We start from the raw sequence: 16,917 nt of genomic DNA on the forward strand, positions 1-16,917 counted from the left end.
GTCGATTGCGTTGATCGGCCAGGCACGCTGTTGGTCCACCCAGTGCATCCCAGACAATAGGCGCTCAAGGAATGGAAGCAGCTTTTGGCACTGATTCGCCGCGCAGCCGTGTGATGCGCCATCTTGTATTTGCCTTTTCGAGCCTGCTTTTGTTGGCGATGACGCTGGGGCTGGTGTCGCTGTACCGCATCGCTGTTTCGCTCGATGAGCGGGAGCTGGAACAAAGCCGATTTCATGCGGGCGCGGCCCTGGCACAGTTGCACAAGACTGAGCGCAGCTACCTGTGGACCCATGCTTCCTGGCAGGCTGCCTACGATCATCTGGCGCGTCCAGCAGACCGGCAGTGGGCGTTCGAGGAAGGTAACGTGGGTGCCACGCTCTACAGCGATGATGGCTATGCAGGCGTGTTCGTCCTTGACGATCAGGGTACGCTCTATGCGGTCGTGCAAGGGCGTTTGACCGACCTGGGTTTCGATCACTTCAGCCCCGAAGGCCATCGCGTCCTGCAACAGGCCCGCCAGGCCATGGCGCAACAACAACCGGCATCGGGCTACGTCATGTTTGCTGGCCAGCCTGCGGTCTTCACCTCTGCCGTGATACGTCCTCCTGCGCTCGCCGACAGCCTGGCGGAGCATAACTCGGTGATGGTCTTCATTCGGATGATCGAAGCCGACTTGCTGAGTCAGATGGGTAAGACGGCCGGCCTCACGGACCTGGCTATCACCGCGAGCGACTATGCTGCGCAAGACATGGGGCATTTGCCACTTCAGGAGGTTCCCTATCGTTTGACCTGGCGCATGGACCAGCCCGGTAGCGATTTGCTGCAAGCGGTGTTCGCACCGCTGGCTGTGGCGCTGCTCATCATCCTGGCGCTGATGGTACTGCTCGCACGCTATGCCATGCGCACCAGCGCCGACATTGACCGCGGCTACCATCAGCTGGCTATTTCCAAGCGGGCACTGGAGGCCAGCGAAACGCGCTTCAAAGCCGTGGCCGAGGCGGCCTCCGACTGGATCTGGGAGACCGATGCGCAGCAGCAGCTGATCTATCTTTCACCACGCTTTGCCGAATTGACCGGGCACGACGCCCAGAACTGGCTGAATCAGCCGATCTGCACCTTGTTCGATTGTGAAACCGGTCATGTCGAAACCTGGCTGCACGGCCTGGGCGCCAGCGAGTCTACCGGCACGCTGCGCTGCCAGTACCTGGACAAGGCCGGGCAGCGACGCGAATGCCGAATTGCGGCCAGAGCCATCATCGAGCACAACATCTGCAAGGGATTCCGCGGAACCTGTACCGACATCACCGATGAGGTGGCAGCCCATGCCCGAATTCAGCACTTGTCCCAACATGATGCCCTGACCGGGCTGCCCAACCGCAACAAGCTGTTCCGCTTCCTCGAGGACAGTGCCAAGGTGTCGCGGGCCGTGCTGATGCTCGACCTGGACAACTTCAAGCCGATCAATGACAGCCTCGGCCACCCGGCCGGTGATGCGGTGTTGATGGAGGTGGCGATGCGGCTCGGTCAAATGACCCGTTCCAGCGATCTGGTCGCGCGCCTGGGTGGCGATGAGTTCGTGATTGTCCTGATCGCACCGGGCGCGCGTGATGAACTCGACCGGTTCTGCGCCCGGCTCATCGACACCCTCAAGCAGCCAATGGCGGTGGAGCACCATAAGGTCCAGGTAGGCGCCAGCCTGGGTGTGGTCATGTCCGACGATTACCCGGGTGGCCCCAGCGACCTGATCCGTTATGCCGACGTGGCGCTGTACGGGGCCAAGCAATCGGGCAAGAACACATGGCGGTATTTCTCCACGCAGATGAGCGCTGCGCTGCTTGAGAAGCGTGTACTCGAACAGGAGCTGCGCGAGGGCATCCCCCGTGGGGAATTACGTTTGCATTTCCAACCGCGGTTCAAGGTGGATGGCGTAACGATCGCCTCCGCCGAAGCGCTGGTGCGCTGGGAGCACCCCCGCCTTGGGTTGTTGATGCCGGATGATTTTGTCGGCTTGGCCGAACAAAGCGATGTGATCGTGTTGCTGGGCAATTGGGTGCTGCAACAAGCGTGCAGTGAGGCGGGCGCTTGGCCGCTCGAAGTGATCGTGTCCGTGAACATGTCGCCTGCCCAGTTCAGCCGTAGCGACGTGGTGCGCGATGTGGCCGAGGCTCTGCGCACCACCGGGCTACCTGCACACCGGCTGGAGTTGGAGATCACCGAGAACGTGATGCTCAACGATGTCGAAGGCGCGCTGCAGACGATGAACGCGTTGAAGGAACTTGGCGTGCGCTTGAACATGGACGACTTCGGGACAGGCTATTCATCACTGGGCTACCTGCGTACCTACCCGTTCGACAGCATCAAGATCGATCGTCGGTTCGTTCAGTCGCTGGGCAAGAGCAGCAGTGACCGCAGCGTGGTGCAGGCGATCATCAGCCTGGGGAACGCAATGGGCATGACGGTCACGGCCGAGGGGGTGGAAACAGCTGAGCAGCTCGCCTTGCTCGGTGATGACCAGTGCCATGAGGTCCAGGGATACTTTTTGAGCCGGCCGGTGAACAATCAGGCGCTGATCAAGTTGATGACCTCGGCGGCCACTCCGTCATATACCTCGGATTGAACAGGCCTGGAGGGGCCTTGCCGGGGCGCCGGACCGGCAAGATTCCGGTTTCATGCACACCCGGTCACAGCAGCAGGAAAGTCTGGCGCACGCGGTCGTCAACTGCTCTGAAAATCCTGCGCGAGCGCATACAATCGCCGCCTTTACGAACCACTTCGATAGGCTACACCCGCCATGGCGCTAGACCCACCTACCATGCTCACCATTTCCATAGCCCTGGCGGCAGCGGCTGCGCTTTACCTGGCGATAGAGTGGCGCAGTGTCCGCGAGTCATCGCTGCTTTACTGGAGCGCCGGTTTTGCGACCATCACCGTCGGTTGCACGCTGGCGCTGCTGCGAGGCGTTGGCCTTTTATTCATCGGCATCTGGTTTGCGAATGGCCTGCTGGTCGTGGCCCATGGGCTTTTCCTGCTAGGCGTGCTGCGCTTCACCCAAGACCGAATTTCGCGCGCCTGGCTGGTGATCGTGCTGATCTGGTTCGCCCTGTTATTGCTGCCTGCAGGCCCGGAGTGGTCGAAAGTCATGCTGATGGCCAACTCGCTGCTGGTTGCCGCCCTGACCCTCAAGGCCAGTAGCCTGCTCCAGCCCCATGGGCAATCGCTGAGCGTAGGTGCAGTCCAGTTGCGGTATGTGCTTCTGGTGCACGGGTTGTTCTACGTGATCAAGGCGATCATTGCGATTGCGCCGGGCACGTTGATTGACCTGGCCAGTTTCGGAGGGTTGATCATCCAGGTGTCCCTGGTGGAAGGCGCCATGGCGATCATGATGATCGCCTTGTCGATGACAGGCACGGTTCGTTACCGTCGCGAAGAACGTATCGCTCGGCTGGCAGCACGGGATCCGCTGACTGCGCTGTACAACCGGCGTGCCCTGGAAGTGCGTGCGGGGCCTTTCTTCAAGGAGGTCAGCAATGTACGGCCTGCGGCGTTGTTGTTGATCGATATCGACAACTTCAAGCTGGTCAATGACCTGCATGGGCATGCGGCAGGGGACAGGTTGCTGGTGGCGTTGAGTGAAATGATTCGTACGGTGTTACCAGAGCGCTCTTTGGCCGCGCGGTTAGGCGGGGATGAGTTCGTGATTTTGCTCAGTGGGGCGAGCCGTGAAGGCGTCCTGGTGTTGGCCAAGGGTTTGCGGGAGCAGTTTCAGGCCTACGCCGGCGGGGCGGTACCGACACCTGCAGCGGTGACGTTGAGCATTGGGGTGAATGTGTTTGACCAGGCGCCAGCGAGTCTGGCGGCGTTGATCGAGCAAGGGGATGCGGCGCTGTACGCGTCCAAGCGCGCAGGGCGGAATAGCATTCGATTCGTAGAACGGCAGGTCGCCAGTGGTGGGTTTTCTTGAGTGACGTATTAGCGTTGCCGGCCTGAACTAAGTGCGCCGTGGGCGTACCGGTACAGCCCTGTAGGTCTCGCTGCCCGCGTGATGGGCCGCAGAGCGGCCCCGGCAAGGCCGCTCAACGGAGGCCGCTAGGTGCCTCGCTGCGAACCGTGGGTCACGTCACCACCTGATAGCAAGGCACATAAGCCGCCCCGCCCGGCAACTTCATCCGATGCTGGTCAACGAAGGCTTGCAACAAACGCCCCAGCGGATCCAACACAGCACTGTCACCGCGAATCTGATAGGGCCCATGCTCTTCGATCAGGCGGATGCCCTTGTCCTTCACGTTACCCGCCACAATGCCGGAAAACGCCCGGCGCAAATTGGCTGCCAGCTCATGGGGTGGCAACTCGCGACGCAAATCCAGGTCAGCCATGGCCTGGTGGGTGGGGTCGAAGGGGCGCTGGAAGCTCTCTTCGATCCGCAGCAACCAGTTGAAATGAAACGCATCGTTGCGCTCGCGACGGAACTGCTTGACCTGTTTGAGCCCCTCGACCATGTGGCGCGCCACTTCAGCCGGGTCGTCAATGATGATCTCGTACAACCGATGCGCTGCCTCGCCGAGCGTCGCGCCGACGAATGCATGCAACTGCTGCAAGTAGGGCTCTGCACTGCGCGGGCCCGTCAGCACGACCGGGAAGGGCACATCCTGGTTATCCGGATGCATCAGGATCCCCAGCAGGTACAGAAACTCTTCTGCCGTGCCTGCACCACCCGGGAAGATGATGATGCCGTGGCCGACCCGCACGAACGCCTCCAGGCGCTTCTCGATGTCTGGGAGGATCACCAGTTCGTTGACGATCGGGTTGGGCGCCTCGGCAGCGATGATGCCTGGCTCCGTCAGGCCCAGGTAGCGGCTGCCTTGCATGCGCTGTTTGGCATGGGCAATGGTGGCACCTTTCATCGGGCCTTTCATGACGCCCGGGCCGCAACCGGTGCACACGTCCAGTTTACGCAGGCCCAGTTCATGGCCCACCTTCTTGGTGTACTGGTATTCCTCGGTGCTGATCGAGTGACCGCCCCAGCACACCACCATCTTCGGCTCGACGCCAGGGCGCAAGGTGCGGGCGTTGCGCAGCAAGTGGAACACGTAGTCGGTGATGCCTTGAGAGCTTTCCAGATCGATGCGCTGGCTGGCCAGCTCGCTTTCGGTATACACGATATCGCGCAAGGCGCTGAACAGCATCTCCCGGGTGCTGGCGATCATTTCGCCATCGACGAAGGCGTCCGCTGGGGCGTTGAGCAGTTCAAGGCGAACGCCTCGGTCCTGCTGATGGATGCGTACTTCGAAATCCTGATAGGCCTCGAGGATGGTCTTGGCATTGTCGACATGGGCGCCGGTGTTGAGGATGGCCAGGGCGCACTGGCGGAATAGGGTGTAGAGACTGCCGGAGCCGGCTTCGCTCAGTTGCTGTACTTCACGTTGGGACAGCGTTTCTAGGCTGCCCTTGGGGCTGACGGATGCATTGATGACATGGCGTTGGGGCATCTAAGTCTTTCCTGTGCGGGTAAAACATCCTTCTTTCACCACACCATACCGAGAAATGGAAGCGGCAACGAGAGGCCTGCAAAAAAAGCCCGGTACTTCATGGCCGCTCCAGCTGCGCGCATTGGCAAACAATCAGCCCACCAGCCGTTGCACGGCGAGGGTAATGGCCAAGCCACCCCCAAATAACCACATGTTCAGAATCGCCCCAGTCGCCAGCACGCGAGGCCCAGCATGGCGTATCTGCTCGAACCGAGTTTCCATGCCCAGTGCCGTCATGGCCATGGTCAATGCGAAGGTGTCCAGGCCGTTGACGGCCTCGCGCAGGTTGGAAGGTAGAATCTGAAGGGAATTGATCGCCACCAGTGCCAGAAACCCAAAAGCAAACCAAGGCACCGAGAGCCGACCCTTGCCGGGCACCACGCCAGCCCGTGGGGTACGGCTGATCCACAAGCCAACCAGTAACAGGACGGGCACCAGCAGCATCACGCGCGTCATTTTCACGATGGTTGCTACATGGCTGGCGTCAGGGCCAAGGGTACTGGCGGCGCCTACTACTTGAGCCACTTCATGGAGCGTGCCACCCAGCCAAAGCCCAGCGGTCTGGGCATCCAGGTGCAGCCAGCCGGCCTGAATCAAAAAGGGATAGAAAAACATCGACGCCGTGCCGAACAGCACCACGCTGCCCACGGCCACCGCACTTTTATGCGGCGCGCTGCGCAGCGTCGATTCAAAAGCCAAAACGGCCGCAGCCCCGCAGATGGCGCTGCCCGCAGCCGTAAGCAGGGCCGTCTCCCGGTCAAGCCCGAGCAGTTTCATGCCGCACCACACGCCTATCGCCAATGTGCTGCTGATCACCAGCAGCGAGATCACCAAGCCAGGCCAGCCAACGTGTGCAATTTCCTGCAGGCTGATCCGCAGGCCGAAAAAGGCCACGGCTACACGGAGCAGGGCCCGGGCGCAGAGGTGTATGCCCGGGCCATAGCCGGCCAGCAGGCGATCTTCCAGCACATTGCCGCAGAACGCCCCGGCAATAATGCCAAGGATCAACGGGCTGAGGCCAAGTTGGACAAAAAGGGGCAGGGCAGCCACCTGGCTGACGCCAAGGGCGAGAACCGTAACGAAAATCACGCCCTTGAGCACTGCGCAGCGGTGCGCGACAGGTGCGTCAGGGGGCGTACTAGGGGCGGGTGTCATGGGATTCTCCAGCGAGCGGAATCAATGAGCACCACAATAATTTGGTTATAAGCTTATGAAAAATCGTAATCTGGAATGCAGAGTATCCATTTAGCTGATAGTTTTGCGGAATGACCCCTGAACAGCTTATAACTTTCGCTGTCGTTGCCGAGCACGGCAACATCAGCCATGCCGCAGTGGCCTTGCATCTGTCGCAGCCGGCGGTGTCTGGTCAACTCAAGCTACTGCAGGAAGCGTTCGGTGAGCCTCTTTATCATCGGGCCGGGCGCGGGGTGCGCCTCACGGCAGCAGGCGAACAGCTCCTGGCGCATGCGACTCGGCTGCGCGATACATTCGATCAGGCCCGGTTACTTCGCGAAGCAATGCGCGGCCTTCAACGAGGCACATTGCGGATCGGTGCCAGCACTACGCCTGCAAGCTACCTGCTCCCGTACCTGATCGCCCAGTTCAAGACACTCTACCCGCAGGTAGCGATTACCACCGTACAGGGCAACACCGCCGAAATCGTCGGTGCTCTGGGTAGCGTGGATTTGGCGTTGATAGAAGGGCCACCGGGGCGAGACCTGCCCGTGGGCACTGGCGTGACGGAGTGGCTTGAGGACGAAATCGTCGCCATCGTCCCGGTCGCACACCCCTTGGCTGGCGCCGAACCTCGCTCCTTGAAGGACGTGGCAGGCTTCCCATTAGTGCTCCGTGAGCAGGGTTCGGGCGTGCGCCAGGTCGTCGAGCAAGCATTTGCCAACAATCAACTGCCGATGAAGATCGGCCTGGAGATTGCTGGCGTAGAGGGGGTGAAGGAAGCAGTGCGCGCAGGTATGGGCGTAGGCTTCGTGTCCGCCCTGTCGATTCGTCATGAAAATACGGTCTTGCGCAAGGTCCGGGTGGGGCCGCGTTCACTGACTCGTCGGTTCTCGATAGTGCTGCCCCACGCAGGCTCACCCTCTCGAGCGGCTGCCCGCTTTCACGATCTGTGTGTGGCTTTCCTCGGCGCTTCGGCCTAGCGACGCGGCGAGTTACGACGATACTGGCCCTTGAACTGAGGCTGACCGTGCTCGCTGGGTAGCGCGAAGCCAGGCAATAACTCACCGGTGATCAAGGCCAGCGGCCCGGCCGCCACGCCGCACGTATGCTGCCAGGGCCGCCAGTACTTCATCAGAAGTCGTCTTTCGGGCTCTTCTTGAAGGTCCAGTCGGTGTGCTTGCGCGCTTGGAGGAAGCTGTTGCAGTTGGCGGTAAAGGTATTGCGATTGGCCTCTTTGGACAAATCCGCCAGAATTTTCTCCTGCATCTGCGGGGTACAGTTGTCAGCGGTAGGCTCGGGCACCGTTTCCTCGCTGCAGCCTGCGAGCAAGGCTGCCAAGCCCATTGCCGTGACCAGCTTTGCCAATTTGATGTCCATATCGCGATCGTTCTCCTGGTGCGCTGAAAGTGGGGTTGAGTGTTGAACCGGAAGGCATGATACGGACCCAGGCCTTGCAATGCCACCTGCAGAAAGTCACGCGCCTACGTTGAACACATGCTTCAAATAGGCCACGAAATTTTCATCCCGGCACTGTGTTTTCCCAGGGCTGTCCGAAATCTTGGCTACCGGCGCACCGTTGCAGGCTGTCATCTTGATCACCATGTTCATCGGCTCGACCCCTGGAATGTCGCAGGTCAGGCGCGTCCCGATGCCAAAGCTCACGTTGATGCGCTCATGCAATGCGCGGTAAAGCTCAAGCGCTTTCGGCATGTCCAGGCCGTCGGAGAAGATCAGGGTCTTGGTCTTCGGGTCGATGCCCAGCCGGTGGTAGTGCGCGATGGCTTTCTCCGCCCAGGCAAGCGGGTCGCCCGAGTCATGGCGCAGGCCATCGAAGAGCTTGGCGAAATAGAGGTCGAAGTCGCCAAGGAAGGCATCCATGGTGATGCAGTCGGTAAGGGCGATACCCAGCAGGCCGCGGTACTCGCGCACCCAGCACTCCAGGGCTGCCGCCTGGCTGTCCACGAGGCGAGGGCCCAGCTGCTGGTGGGCCATGAACCACTCGTGCGCCATGGTACCAATCGGCCGCAGCTCGTACTCCCGCGCCAGGTGCACGTTGCTGGTGCCGACGAAGCGGCCTGGGAAGTCGCGCTTGAGGATGTGCACCACCTCTTCCTGCACCCGGTAGGAGAAGCGTCGGCGAGTGCCGAAATCCGCTAGCTGAAAGCCTGCCAATTCGTCACTGCTGGCCTCGGCCCTGAGCCAGTCGAGGTTGCGGTACAACTGTTCGCGTACCTGTTCGATCACCACTTCTCGGTAGCGGTAGCGGTTGCGAACCTCGCTGATGATCGCCAGCAACGGGATTTCGTACAGAATGACGTGCAGCCAGGGGCCGCGCACGCGTATCGCCAACTGGCCGGCGTCGTCGAGGCCAACATGCACGTAGCGCAGGTTGAAGCGGAACAGGCTCAGGAAGCGGATGAAGTCAGGTTTGATGAAGGCGATCTTCTCAAGGTAAGCAAGCTGGTCCTGGGTGACCGTGACTTCGGCGAGTTGCTCGACCTGGTAGCGGATTTCTGCAAGATACGGGGCCAGGTTCTCACCGTTGCGGCAGCGAAACTCCCACTCCACCTCCGCATTGGGATAGTTGTGCAGCACCGCCTGCATCATGGTGATCTTGTAGAAGTCGGTGTCCAGCAGGTTCTGAACGATCCGTGGGCCAAATACGCTGTCACTCATGCTGCTTGCTCCTTGATCAGGGCCAGTTGATGGTCGAGGGCCGACTCGTCGCCGCACAGCTTCACACCTTCGCCAGCCAGGGCGCCGCAGGCCTCTATCGCGCCGGCCTGGGTCAGGGCACGGCAAGCCGGTAGGTACAGCAGCACCTCGAACCCGGCCTGACGCAGTTGCCGGGCAGTGGTGCGCACGCAGTAGTCGAGCGCCAGGCCGCCTACGATCACGGCACCCACCTGATGCACCTTGAGGTATTCGATAACACCCGTGGAGCGGCGTTCGGCCAGGTCGTGATAGCAGGCGCCATAGGGATGCAGGTCGGGCTCCACGCCTTTCCACACAAAGTAGTCGTACTCGATGGGGGCAGGGAGGCCCGGCAGCAGCTCGAAACCGGGGGTACCAGGGATGCAGTGGCTGACCCAGGTGAGGTCCGCATTGGCAAGTGTCAGCGGCTGCAGCATCTGCGTGGCGTCGGCCACCACCCACGCGGCATTGGCGGGATGCGCGTCCTTGCTGCCCAGCCGCAGGTCGGCCCGCTGTGCCATGGCGTTGAGGTCGGGTGCGATTTCGTGACCGTCGGGGACTGGGAGTTCCTGAGGCGCATGGCACGTGAAGCCTAGTTGTGCGTCGACATCGAAGCTGGCGATTTTCATGGTGGCTCTCCTCGCTGGAATGGCTACATAGTCCACCTGGTGAACTATATATGTCAAGTGTCCGTAAATAGGCTGCATTATGCAGATTTACTTATTCGCTCTAGTGAACTATAAAAGGCTTCAGTCAAGGAGTTACGAGTGAGTACAGCTGAAGTCCTGGCAAGCGTCGACATCGTCGCGCTGCGCCTGCCGCCTGGCAGTGAGCACCTGCAGGTGCTTCTGCATCGCCGTGAGCGAGAACCGCACCATGGTCAATGGGCACTGCCCGGTGTGATCATCAATGGGCGCACCCCTGATACCAGCCTTGAGAGCGCTGCCCACCGCGCCTTGAGCGAGAAAGCGCGCGTCCAGCCGCACTATCTGGAGCAAGTCGTTACCGAAGGCAATGCCTTTCGCGATCCGCGGGGCTGGTCGTTGAGCACCTGTTACCTGGCGCTGTTGCCCGCCTGCCAGGAAGTCGAGAATGAGCAGCTGGCCTTTTTCGACCTCGCCGACGTGGTGGAACGCAGGGTGCTGCTGCCATTCGATCACAACCTGCTGGCGCGCCGAGCCCATGAGCGGCTCGCGGCCAAGTCCGTCTACAGCAGTTTGCCGTTGTACCTGCTCGACACCCGGTTCACCGTCCTCGATGCGCTGGGGGCCATGCAAGCCTGCCTGGGCCAGCCTGTGAACGCGACATCGCTGCGCAAGCGCCTGGAGCGCTTGCGCGTGCTGGGCTGGGTCAAGGACACAGGCGAAAAGAATCAACCACCCATGGGGCGCCCGCAGCAACTGTACCAGTACACCGCGCAAGGGCAGGGGCCGTTCATGTTCGACCGTAGCTTGCTGCCGGAGGGCAGTTGAGCATCGACCCGGCAGACTGGCCGCGCGAGGTAGGGCCAGTGCCGACATTGAACGACTGATCAATCTCAGTGGAACGAACCGCGAGTCAATGCCTCTTATCCAGAGATGGATGGCCTGTGCCGCGGATTCCCCTGACATGAGATCGCTCCAAACCTCTCTGATCGATGACACCTCCACACCGCTGAGCTTCCTGCTCAATGGCGGTGCGATCGGCCGTCTGCTTCAAACGATGAACTGGCAGGATTCTCCACTTGGGACGCCACATGGCTGGTCCCCGCACCTTCAGGCCGCGATGGCCACCCTCCTGCCAGCGCAGACCCAGGTCGTGCTGTTCTGGGGCCCGGACTATGTCGCGCTGTACAACGATGCCTATGCGCCCACCATCGGTAACAAGCACCCGCAAGCCCTCGGGCGCCCGGCGCGTGAGAATTGGGCCGAGCTGTGGGATGACCTCGAACCGTTGCTGCGCGGTGTGCGTGACACCGGGCAGACGTTTTCGGCCAAGGACCGCGCTTTTTACATCGAGCGCCGTGGGCACGGTGAGACGGTGTATTTCGATGTGTCGTATTCTGCCGTGCGCGAGGCTGATGCAAGCGTTGGCGGTGTCTTGTGCCTGGTCACAGAGACCACTGACCGCGTGCGCTTCCACCAGCGCCAGGCGTTTCTTCTGGAATTGAGCCGCACATTGCCTGGGCTGGGTGATGCTGCGCGCATCGAGTCCTATGCGGTTCAACGCCTGGCGCAGGAGTTGGGGGCGGCCAGGGTCTGCTTCGGTGAAGACAAAGGCGACGGTGTCGGCTTCAAGGTCAGTCACGACTGGACCGAGGGCGTGACGTCGTTGGTGGGCACGCATTCGTACCTGACGTTCGGTACCGACTTGTATGAGCAATTGAGCGACGGCAGGACCGTTCAACATAGCTACGAACAGCCCGAGCCTTGTCTGGCGGGCATAAGCACCACCTTGCATGCCCCTGTGCTGCGCGGGGGGCGACTCGAGGCCTTGTTGGCCGTTCATTTCAGTGATGCGCGAGGGTGCTTCGAGGAGGACTGCCAGCTTGTGGAAGAGACCGCCAAGCAAGTGTGGGCTGCAATCCTGCACGCCCGCGCCGAACAGGCGTTGCATCTGCTCAACCAGAGCCTTGAGGAGCGAGTTGCCACGGCGCTGGCCCAGCGCGAGTCGGTGATGATGCAACTGCACGAAGCCCACAAGATGGAAATGATCGGGCAATTGACCGGTGGTATCGCCCACGACCTGAATAACATGCTCACGCCGATCATTGGGTCGTTCGAGCTGTTGCGCCGCCATCCGCAGACCGATCGCGCGCCCCGGCTGATCGACGGTGGCCTGCAGGCAGCTGAACGTGCGCGCAACCTGGTCGCTCGCCTGCTCAGCTTCGCACGCCGCCAGACACTCAAACCGCAACCTGTGTCCTTGGCAGCCCTGGTCGAGGACATGCACGAGTTGATGGCGCGCTCGCTCGGGCCCACCATTGCCGTGCACGTGAATATCAATCCGTCATTACCCTGCGTCGTGGTCGACCCGCACCAACTGGAGTTGGCCCTATTGAATCTGGCGGTCAATGCCCGCGACGCCATCGGCGGCGCCGGCCAGCTGCAAATCATCGCCGGTGATGACACCCACTGCCTGGCGCCGCCCGAGGACCTTGCGGGCAAACGTTTGGTATGGATTCAGGTCAGGGACAACGGCTGCGGCATGGACGATGAACAACTCAGGCGGTGCATCGAACCTTTCTTTTCTACCAAGGAGGTGGGCAAGGGGACTGGCTTGGGCTTACCAATGGTCCAAGGATTGGCGGTTCAATCCGGCGGTGGGTTCGAGATTCATTCCATACCAGGCCAAGGGACTCAGGCGACGCTATGGTTGCCGGCCAGCGACGCATTGCCCACCCACCGTGACATCGAGCCCTGCGACGGGCCTGTGGCCGAGCGTCCGAGCCGGATACTGCTGGTGGACGACGAAGAAATCGTGCGTCACGCAACGGCCTTGCAATTGCGCGACCTGGGCTACGAGGTGACCGAGGCGCCAAGTGCAGTGGCCGCCCTGCGCCTGGTGGAAAAGGGGTGGCTGCCTGATGTATTGGTGACCGACCATGTCATGCCCGAGATGACTGGCGTACGCTTTGCCCAGCAAATGCGCCAGCATCACAGCGAGCTGCCGGTGCTGATCATTACGGGCTATGCGAACCTGACGCCGCGCCAGCTAAGCGGTTTCGAAGTACTGCGCAAGCCTTATCGACGCGCCGAACTCGCTCAGAGTGTGGCGCGCCTGCTGGCGGGGGCTTCCCTCAGTCGACGCTGACACGCCAGCATCAGCCTTTTTGCAGGCTGCACATCTGCTCTTGCTCCAGCAAGGCGGCGGGCGACTGTTGCGGCAGGTAGAGGGTGAAGGTAGTCCCCTGGCCCTGAACACTGCTGACCTTGATATCCCCGCCGGACTGTTTAGCGAAACCGAATACCTGGGACAAGCCCAGACCAGTGCCTTGCCCGGCAGGCTTGGTGGTGAAAAAGGGGTCGAATATACGCTCGAAGAGCTCCGTACTGATGCCAACGCCCGTGTCGGTTACAGAAATGGCAGCATACGCGCACGGATCGGGGACCTCATCGCGGCCTACCGGTAAGTGCTGGTGGGCTTCGAGACGTATGCGCACGACGCCCACCGCAGCCATGGCATCGCGGGCGTTGAGCATCAGGTTGATGACCGCCGTTTCCAATTGGCTAACGTCGGCGCGCACATGGCACGGCGAAGCGGGCAAGTCCAGCTCGACGTCAATGCTCGCGCCTGCTGCGGTGTCGAACAGGTCGGCCATGGCTGCCAGCCGCGCCGCTGCGTCGAACACCTGCGGGTTCAAGGCCTGGCGCCGTGCAAATGCCAGCAGCTGGCCGGTCAGTTTGGAGCCGCGCTCGACCGTCTCGACCATGGTGCGTAGATAGCGCATGCGTCGGTCGTCGTCCAGGCCTGGACGCTGCAAGAAGTGCAGCGAGGCATGAATGATGGTCAATATGTTGTTGAAATCGTGCGCCACACCACCTGTAAGCTGGCCGATGGCCTCAAGCTTCTGGGCCTGGCGCAGCTCCGCTTCGGTGTGCAGCAGTTGCGTAGTGCGGGTCCGTACGTGTTGCTCCAGGCTCGTATTGAGCGCCTCGAGCGCCAGCAGGGCGGCCTGCGTTTCGCCCGTGGATTGGGCATGCTGGATATGTGCCCAACTGCGTTCGGTCACATCACCGAGCAACGCCCGCTCATATTCGGTCCACGCGTGCGCCGACGTGCTGTTGAGCGCCATCAAGGCGGTAAGCCGCCCGCCTTTTATCAGCGGCACACAGCACGTGGCGGCGATCCCGAGGGCTGCAAACACAGCCGCCTCAGAATCGGGAAGTTCCTGCCTGCAATCATCGAGCGTCAATGCCAGACCGCTGCGCAGTCGTTCATTCGCCTGCTTGCCGAAATCTCGCAGGCGATGCTCTCCGATCAATGAGGGGCTTGCGTCGGTCAGCGCTTCGCCACAGACCGTAAAGGTATCATCGTCGGATTGCATGACCGCGTAAGTACAACCTGATAGCCCCAGGTGATTGGCGAGCAGGCGGGTGGTCGTCGCCATGATCTCCTGAGGATCAACCGCTTGGGCCACTGCCCGGCCGAGCTCGTCCAGAAACGCCAGCCGTTGGTTGGCGAGCACGGTCGCCGTGGTTTCGGTGACGGTATCGAGCATTCCAAGCACATTGCCCTGCAAGTCACGGATAGGGCTGTAGCAGAACGTGAAGTAGGCACGCTCCGGTCTGCTATTACGGTCGATGACCAGGGGGAAGTCTTGGATGTAGACCGCTTCGCCCTTGAAGGCCCTGTCGGCCATGCAGCGGATATCGTCCCATGCCTCCTGCCAGACCTCTGCAAACGGCACTCCCAGCGCCACCGGCTTGCGCCCTAGAATCGGAAGAAAGGCATCGTTGTGAAAGGTCAGCAGATCGGGCCCCCACAGCACAGCCTGTGGAAAGTGCGAGCCCAGGCACAGCGCCAAGGTGGTCTTGAGGGTATCGGGCCAGTTTTCCAGCGGACCTAACGAGGTGCACGCCCAGTCATGCCCAAGAATACGGTCGGCCATCGCGCCGCCGCCTGCTAGCCACTTCGCCATCTGCTCTGCCGATCATTGAAACAGGGGGCTCTAGGGTGCACCCTTGAGGCAAGATTGGCGAGCGTTTTATGGCGCTTGGCCAGTCAGCGAATGAAATGCACCTTGCCGACGTCATCGTTGCCCGTGTAGATCCCGTAGACACCGGCCTGACGCTCGAGAATGTATCGCTCGAGAATCTGCCGGATAGCGGGGTAATAGATGTCATCCCACGGGATCTGCTCTGGCTCGAAAAACCGATAGGCCAGGGTTTCCGGGCCAAACTGGCCCGTTTCCTCGGTGACGAAGGCGCGGAAGATGATGTAGACCTCGCTGATCTTCGGCACGCTGAAAATGGAGTAGGGGCAGACGATTTCTGCCCGTACGCCGCTTTCTTCCCACACCTCGCGCAGCGCCGCCTGCTCGGTGGTTTCGCCCGCTTCCATGAAGCCTGCCGGCAGCGTCCAGGTGCCGGGGCGAGGGGGGATGGCGCGCTGGCACAGCAGGTATTTACCGTCGCGCTCGATGATACAACCGGCAATGATCTTGGGGTTGATGTAATGGATGTAGCCGCAGCTGGCGCAGTGCAGCCGCTCATGGGTGTCTCCCGCAGGCGTGCCCTGGGCCAGCGTCGTGGTGCAATGGGGGCAGTAGCGGGGAGCACTGGGCATGATCAGCGGCCTATGCGAGGTTCCTTGAGGGCCAGGGGGGCGACGATATCGCGAACCTTGGCATTGTCGTCTTGTTTCTGGCGCAGGTAATCCAGGGCAACCTTGGCCGCGGCACGCACGTGATCCACCGAGGCCTGGTGGGCTACCAGCGGGTCGCCGCTCTTGATGGCCTCGACCATCTTTTCCATTTCCAGGTTGCTGGCTCCGCGGCGGTTGGCCTGGGATACCGATGTGGCACGCAGGTAACTGATGCGCGCCTGCAACTGACGAAGCTGCTGCGCCGCAACCTGGTTGCCTGAACCTTCCAGCAGCACGTCATAGAATCCTTGCACCGACTCGAGCACCTGCTGCAGCTCACCTTCCTCCAACGCCTCACGGTTGACGGCCAGGGCTCGTTCCAGCGCGCGGATGTCCTTGGCCTTGGCATTGAGCGTGAACAGCTGCACGATCAGACCCTCGAGTACGCACCGCAACTCATAGATGTCGCGCGCATCTTCAAGGGTGATGATCGCAACACGCGGGCCCTTGGCATCGGCGAACTCCACCAGGCCCTCGGATTCCAGGTGGCGCAGGGCTTCACGCACGGACGTGCGGCTGACGCCGAGGCGGTCGCACAGGTCGCGCTCGACCAGGCGATCGCCTGGGAGCAGGTGGAAGTTCATGATCGCGCCGCGCAGTTTGTCGAGCACGATTTCGCGCAGGGTAACGGGGTTGCGATTGACCTTGAAGCTGTCGTCCAGTGGCTGGCGTTTCATCGAGTGCGCTCTGAATAAGGCTGCCCGGCCACGACCGAAACGGGGCACCACGGCCCTGGGTGCTCCTTGCGTGGGTACGAACAGCCCGGTGTTAACGGGTGGACTCCGCGTCGGCCTCGGCGAACGCTTCCCGGGCCAGGCGGAAACTGTCCACCGCCGCCGGGACGCCGCAATAAATGCCGACCTGGAGCAGAATCTCGCGTATTTGCTCGCGGCTCAGGCCGTTGCGCAAGGCGCCGCGGATGTGCAGCTTGAGCTCGTGTGGCCGGTTGAGTGCCGAAATCATGGCCAAGTTTATCATGCTGCGCTCCTTGAGCGACAAGCCTTCGCGGCCCCAGACATGGCCCCAGCAGTACTCGGTCACCAGTTCCTGCAACGGCTGGGTGAATGCGTCGGCATTCTGGATTGACCGGTTCACATAGTCTTCGCCTAGGACCTGGGTGCGTATCTGCAGGCCTTTTTCGTACTTTTCATTGTTCATGCACGCTACTCCGAAATA

At 61.4% G+C, this 16,917-nt stretch carries 15 protein-coding genes; 5 read left to right on the plus strand and 10 right to left on the minus strand.

The window, feature by feature from the left end; all coding sequences use genetic code 11:
* Positions 1-71 precede the first annotated feature (71 nt).
* Together FH041_RS05060 and FH041_RS05065 are read left to right on the plus strand one after the other, a co-directional pair.
* The gene (locus FH041_RS05060; protein ID WP_132578696.1) at positions 72-2,618 is read left to right on the plus strand and encodes an EAL domain-containing protein; all 2,547 of its coding nucleotides are present in this window, start codon (positions 72-74) and stop codon (positions 2,616-2,618) included.
* A 195-nt stretch (positions 2,619-2,813) separates the two neighbouring features.
* Entirely contained in the window at positions 2,814-3,962 is a 1,149-nt protein-coding gene (locus FH041_RS05065; protein WP_049695861.1) for a GGDEF domain-containing protein, read from the plus strand.
* Positions 3,963-4,113: 151 nt separating this feature from the next.
* Here the strand turns inward: FH041_RS05065 and ppnN are convergent, their stop codons facing one another.
* Together ppnN and FH041_RS05075 are read right to left on the minus strand one after the other, a co-directional pair.
* The gene (gene ppnN / locus FH041_RS05070) at positions 4,114-5,487 is read right to left on the minus strand and encodes a nucleotide 5'-monophosphate nucleosidase PpnN (protein ID WP_023535126.1); all 1,374 of its coding nucleotides are present in this window, start codon (positions 5,485-5,487) and stop codon (positions 4,114-4,116) included.
* Between the two features lie 132 nt (positions 5,488-5,619).
* Positions 5,620-6,681 carry a YeiH family protein gene (locus FH041_RS05075; RefSeq protein WP_140174231.1) on the minus strand — a complete coding sequence of 354 codons (1,062 nt, stop codon included), beginning with the start codon at positions 6,679-6,681 and terminating at the stop codon, positions 5,620-5,622.
* 110 nt (positions 6,682-6,791) lie between these two features.
* On the opposite strand from FH041_RS05075, the gene FH041_RS05080 reads away from it, so the two are divergent.
* Positions 6,792-7,682 carry a LysR family transcriptional regulator gene (locus tag FH041_RS05080; protein WP_027914818.1) on the plus strand — a complete coding sequence of 297 codons (891 nt, stop codon included), beginning with the start codon at positions 6,792-6,794 and terminating at the stop codon, positions 7,680-7,682.
* Here the strand turns inward: FH041_RS05080 and FH041_RS22660 are convergent.
* From FH041_RS22660 to FH041_RS05095, 4 genes are all read right to left on the minus strand, one after another.
* Positions 7,679-7,834, minus strand: coding sequence for a hypothetical protein (locus FH041_RS22660; RefSeq protein ID WP_165919244.1), 156 nt, complete (start codon positions 7,832-7,834; stop codon positions 7,679-7,681). The two genes, FH041_RS05080 and FH041_RS22660, sit on opposite strands and share 4 nt — an antisense overlap.
* The gene (gene trbK / locus FH041_RS05085; protein ID WP_023535077.1) at positions 7,834-8,079 is read right to left on the minus strand and encodes an entry exclusion lipoprotein TrbK; all 246 of its coding nucleotides are present in this window, start codon (positions 8,077-8,079) and stop codon (positions 7,834-7,836) included. The genes FH041_RS22660 and trbK overlap by 1 nt, the downstream gene beginning before the upstream one ends.
* Before the next feature lie 96 nt (positions 8,080-8,175).
* Positions 8,176-9,378 carry a nicotinate phosphoribosyltransferase gene (pncB, locus tag FH041_RS05090; RefSeq protein WP_132578698.1) on the minus strand — a complete coding sequence of 401 codons (1,203 nt, stop codon included), beginning with the start codon at positions 9,376-9,378 and terminating at the stop codon, positions 8,176-8,178.
* Positions 9,375-10,025, minus strand: a complete 651-nt coding sequence (locus FH041_RS05095) for an isochorismatase family protein (protein WP_027914820.1) — start codon at positions 10,023-10,025, stop codon at positions 9,375-9,377. Before FH041_RS05095 ends, pncB begins: the two co-directional genes overlap by 4 nt.
* A gap of 138 nt (positions 10,026-10,163) precedes the next feature.
* Between FH041_RS05095 and FH041_RS05100 the strand changes: the two genes are divergently transcribed.
* Together FH041_RS05100 and FH041_RS05105 are read left to right on the plus strand one after the other, a co-directional pair.
* Complete coding sequence (locus FH041_RS05100) at positions 10,164-10,868, plus strand: NUDIX domain-containing protein (RefSeq protein ID WP_027914821.1); 705 nt, start codon at positions 10,164-10,166, stop codon at positions 10,866-10,868.
* 136 nt (positions 10,869-11,004) lie between these two features.
* Positions 11,005-13,188: a response regulator gene (locus tag FH041_RS05105; RefSeq protein ID WP_140174232.1), complete on the plus strand. Its 2,184-nt coding sequence runs from the start codon at positions 11,005-11,007 to the stop codon at positions 13,186-13,188.
* Between the two features lie 10 nt (positions 13,189-13,198).
* On the opposite strand, the gene FH041_RS05110 is transcribed toward FH041_RS05105, so the two are convergent.
* The 4 genes from FH041_RS05110 to FH041_RS05125 all read right to left on the minus strand — a co-directional run bounded on the left by FH041_RS05110 (position 13,199) and on the right by FH041_RS05125 (position 16,899).
* On the minus strand, positions 13,199-15,016 hold the full coding sequence (locus FH041_RS05110) for an ATP-binding protein (RefSeq protein ID WP_140174233.1): 1,818 nt from the start codon (positions 15,014-15,016) through the stop codon (positions 13,199-13,201).
* 83 nt (positions 15,017-15,099) lie between these two features.
* Positions 15,100-15,663: an NUDIX hydrolase gene (locus FH041_RS05115; protein ID WP_028686373.1), complete on the minus strand. Its 564-nt coding sequence runs from the start codon at positions 15,661-15,663 to the stop codon at positions 15,100-15,102.
* 2 nt (positions 15,664-15,665) lie between these two features.
* Positions 15,666-16,418 carry a GntR family transcriptional regulator gene (locus tag FH041_RS05120; RefSeq protein WP_023535134.1) on the minus strand — a complete coding sequence of 251 codons (753 nt, stop codon included), beginning with the start codon at positions 16,416-16,418 and terminating at the stop codon, positions 15,666-15,668.
* Positions 16,419-16,509: 91 nt separating this feature from the next.
* Positions 16,510-16,899 carry a carboxymuconolactone decarboxylase family protein gene (locus tag FH041_RS05125; RefSeq protein ID WP_028686372.1) on the minus strand — a complete coding sequence of 130 codons (390 nt, stop codon included), beginning with the start codon at positions 16,897-16,899 and terminating at the stop codon, positions 16,510-16,512.
* Between the last annotated feature and the right edge of the window lie 18 nt (positions 16,900-16,917).

It is taken from the genome of Pseudomonas sp. SWI7, assembly GCF_006351945.1.
Taxonomy (GTDB): domain Bacteria; phylum Pseudomonadota; class Gammaproteobacteria; order Pseudomonadales; family Pseudomonadaceae; genus Aquipseudomonas; species Aquipseudomonas fulva.

What these genes read in the sequence shown, in the direction of transcription:
- FH041_RS05060 (WP_132578696.1), top strand. Translation starts at nt 72, where the DNA reads ATGGAAGCAGCTTTTGGCACTGATTCGCCGCGCAGCCGTGTGATGCGC.
- FH041_RS05080 (WP_027914818.1), top strand. Translation starts at nt 6,792, where the DNA reads ATGACCCCTGAACAGCTTATAACTTTCGCTGTCGTTGCCGAGCACGGC.
- pncB (WP_132578698.1), bottom strand. Translation starts at nt 9,378, where the DNA reads ATGAGTGACAGCGTATTTGGCCCACGGATCGTTCAGAACCTGCTGGAC.
- FH041_RS05075 (WP_140174231.1), bottom strand. Translation starts at nt 6,681, where the DNA reads ATGACACCCGCCCCTAGTACGCCCCCTGACGCACCTGTCGCGCACCGC.
- FH041_RS05115 (WP_028686373.1), bottom strand. Translation starts at nt 15,663, where the DNA reads ATGCCCAGTGCTCCCCGCTACTGCCCCCATTGCACCACGACGCTGGCC.
- FH041_RS05105 (WP_140174232.1), top strand. Translation starts at nt 11,005, where the DNA reads ATGAGATCGCTCCAAACCTCTCTGATCGATGACACCTCCACACCGCTG.
- FH041_RS05120 (WP_023535134.1), bottom strand. Translation starts at nt 16,418, where the DNA reads ATGAAACGCCAGCCACTGGACGACAGCTTCAAGGTCAATCGCAACCCC.
- trbK (WP_023535077.1), bottom strand. Translation starts at nt 8,079, where the DNA reads ATGGACATCAAATTGGCAAAGCTGGTCACGGCAATGGGCTTGGCAGCC.
- FH041_RS05110 (WP_140174233.1), bottom strand. Translation starts at nt 15,016, where the DNA reads ATGGCGAAGTGGCTAGCAGGCGGCGGCGCGATGGCCGACCGTATTCTT.
- FH041_RS05095 (WP_027914820.1), bottom strand. Translation starts at nt 10,025, where the DNA reads ATGAAAATCGCCAGCTTCGATGTCGACGCACAACTAGGCTTCACGTGC.
- FH041_RS05065 (WP_049695861.1), top strand. Translation starts at nt 2,814, where the DNA reads ATGCTCACCATTTCCATAGCCCTGGCGGCAGCGGCTGCGCTTTACCTG.
- FH041_RS05125 (WP_028686372.1), bottom strand. Translation starts at nt 16,899, where the DNA reads ATGAACAATGAAAAGTACGAAAAAGGCCTGCAGATACGCACCCAGGTC.
- ppnN (WP_023535126.1), bottom strand. Translation starts at nt 5,487, where the DNA reads ATGCCCCAACGCCATGTCATCAATGCATCCGTCAGCCCCAAGGGCAGC.
- FH041_RS22660 (WP_165919244.1), bottom strand. Translation starts at nt 7,834, where the DNA reads ATGAAGTACTGGCGGCCCTGGCAGCATACGTGCGGCGTGGCGGCCGGG.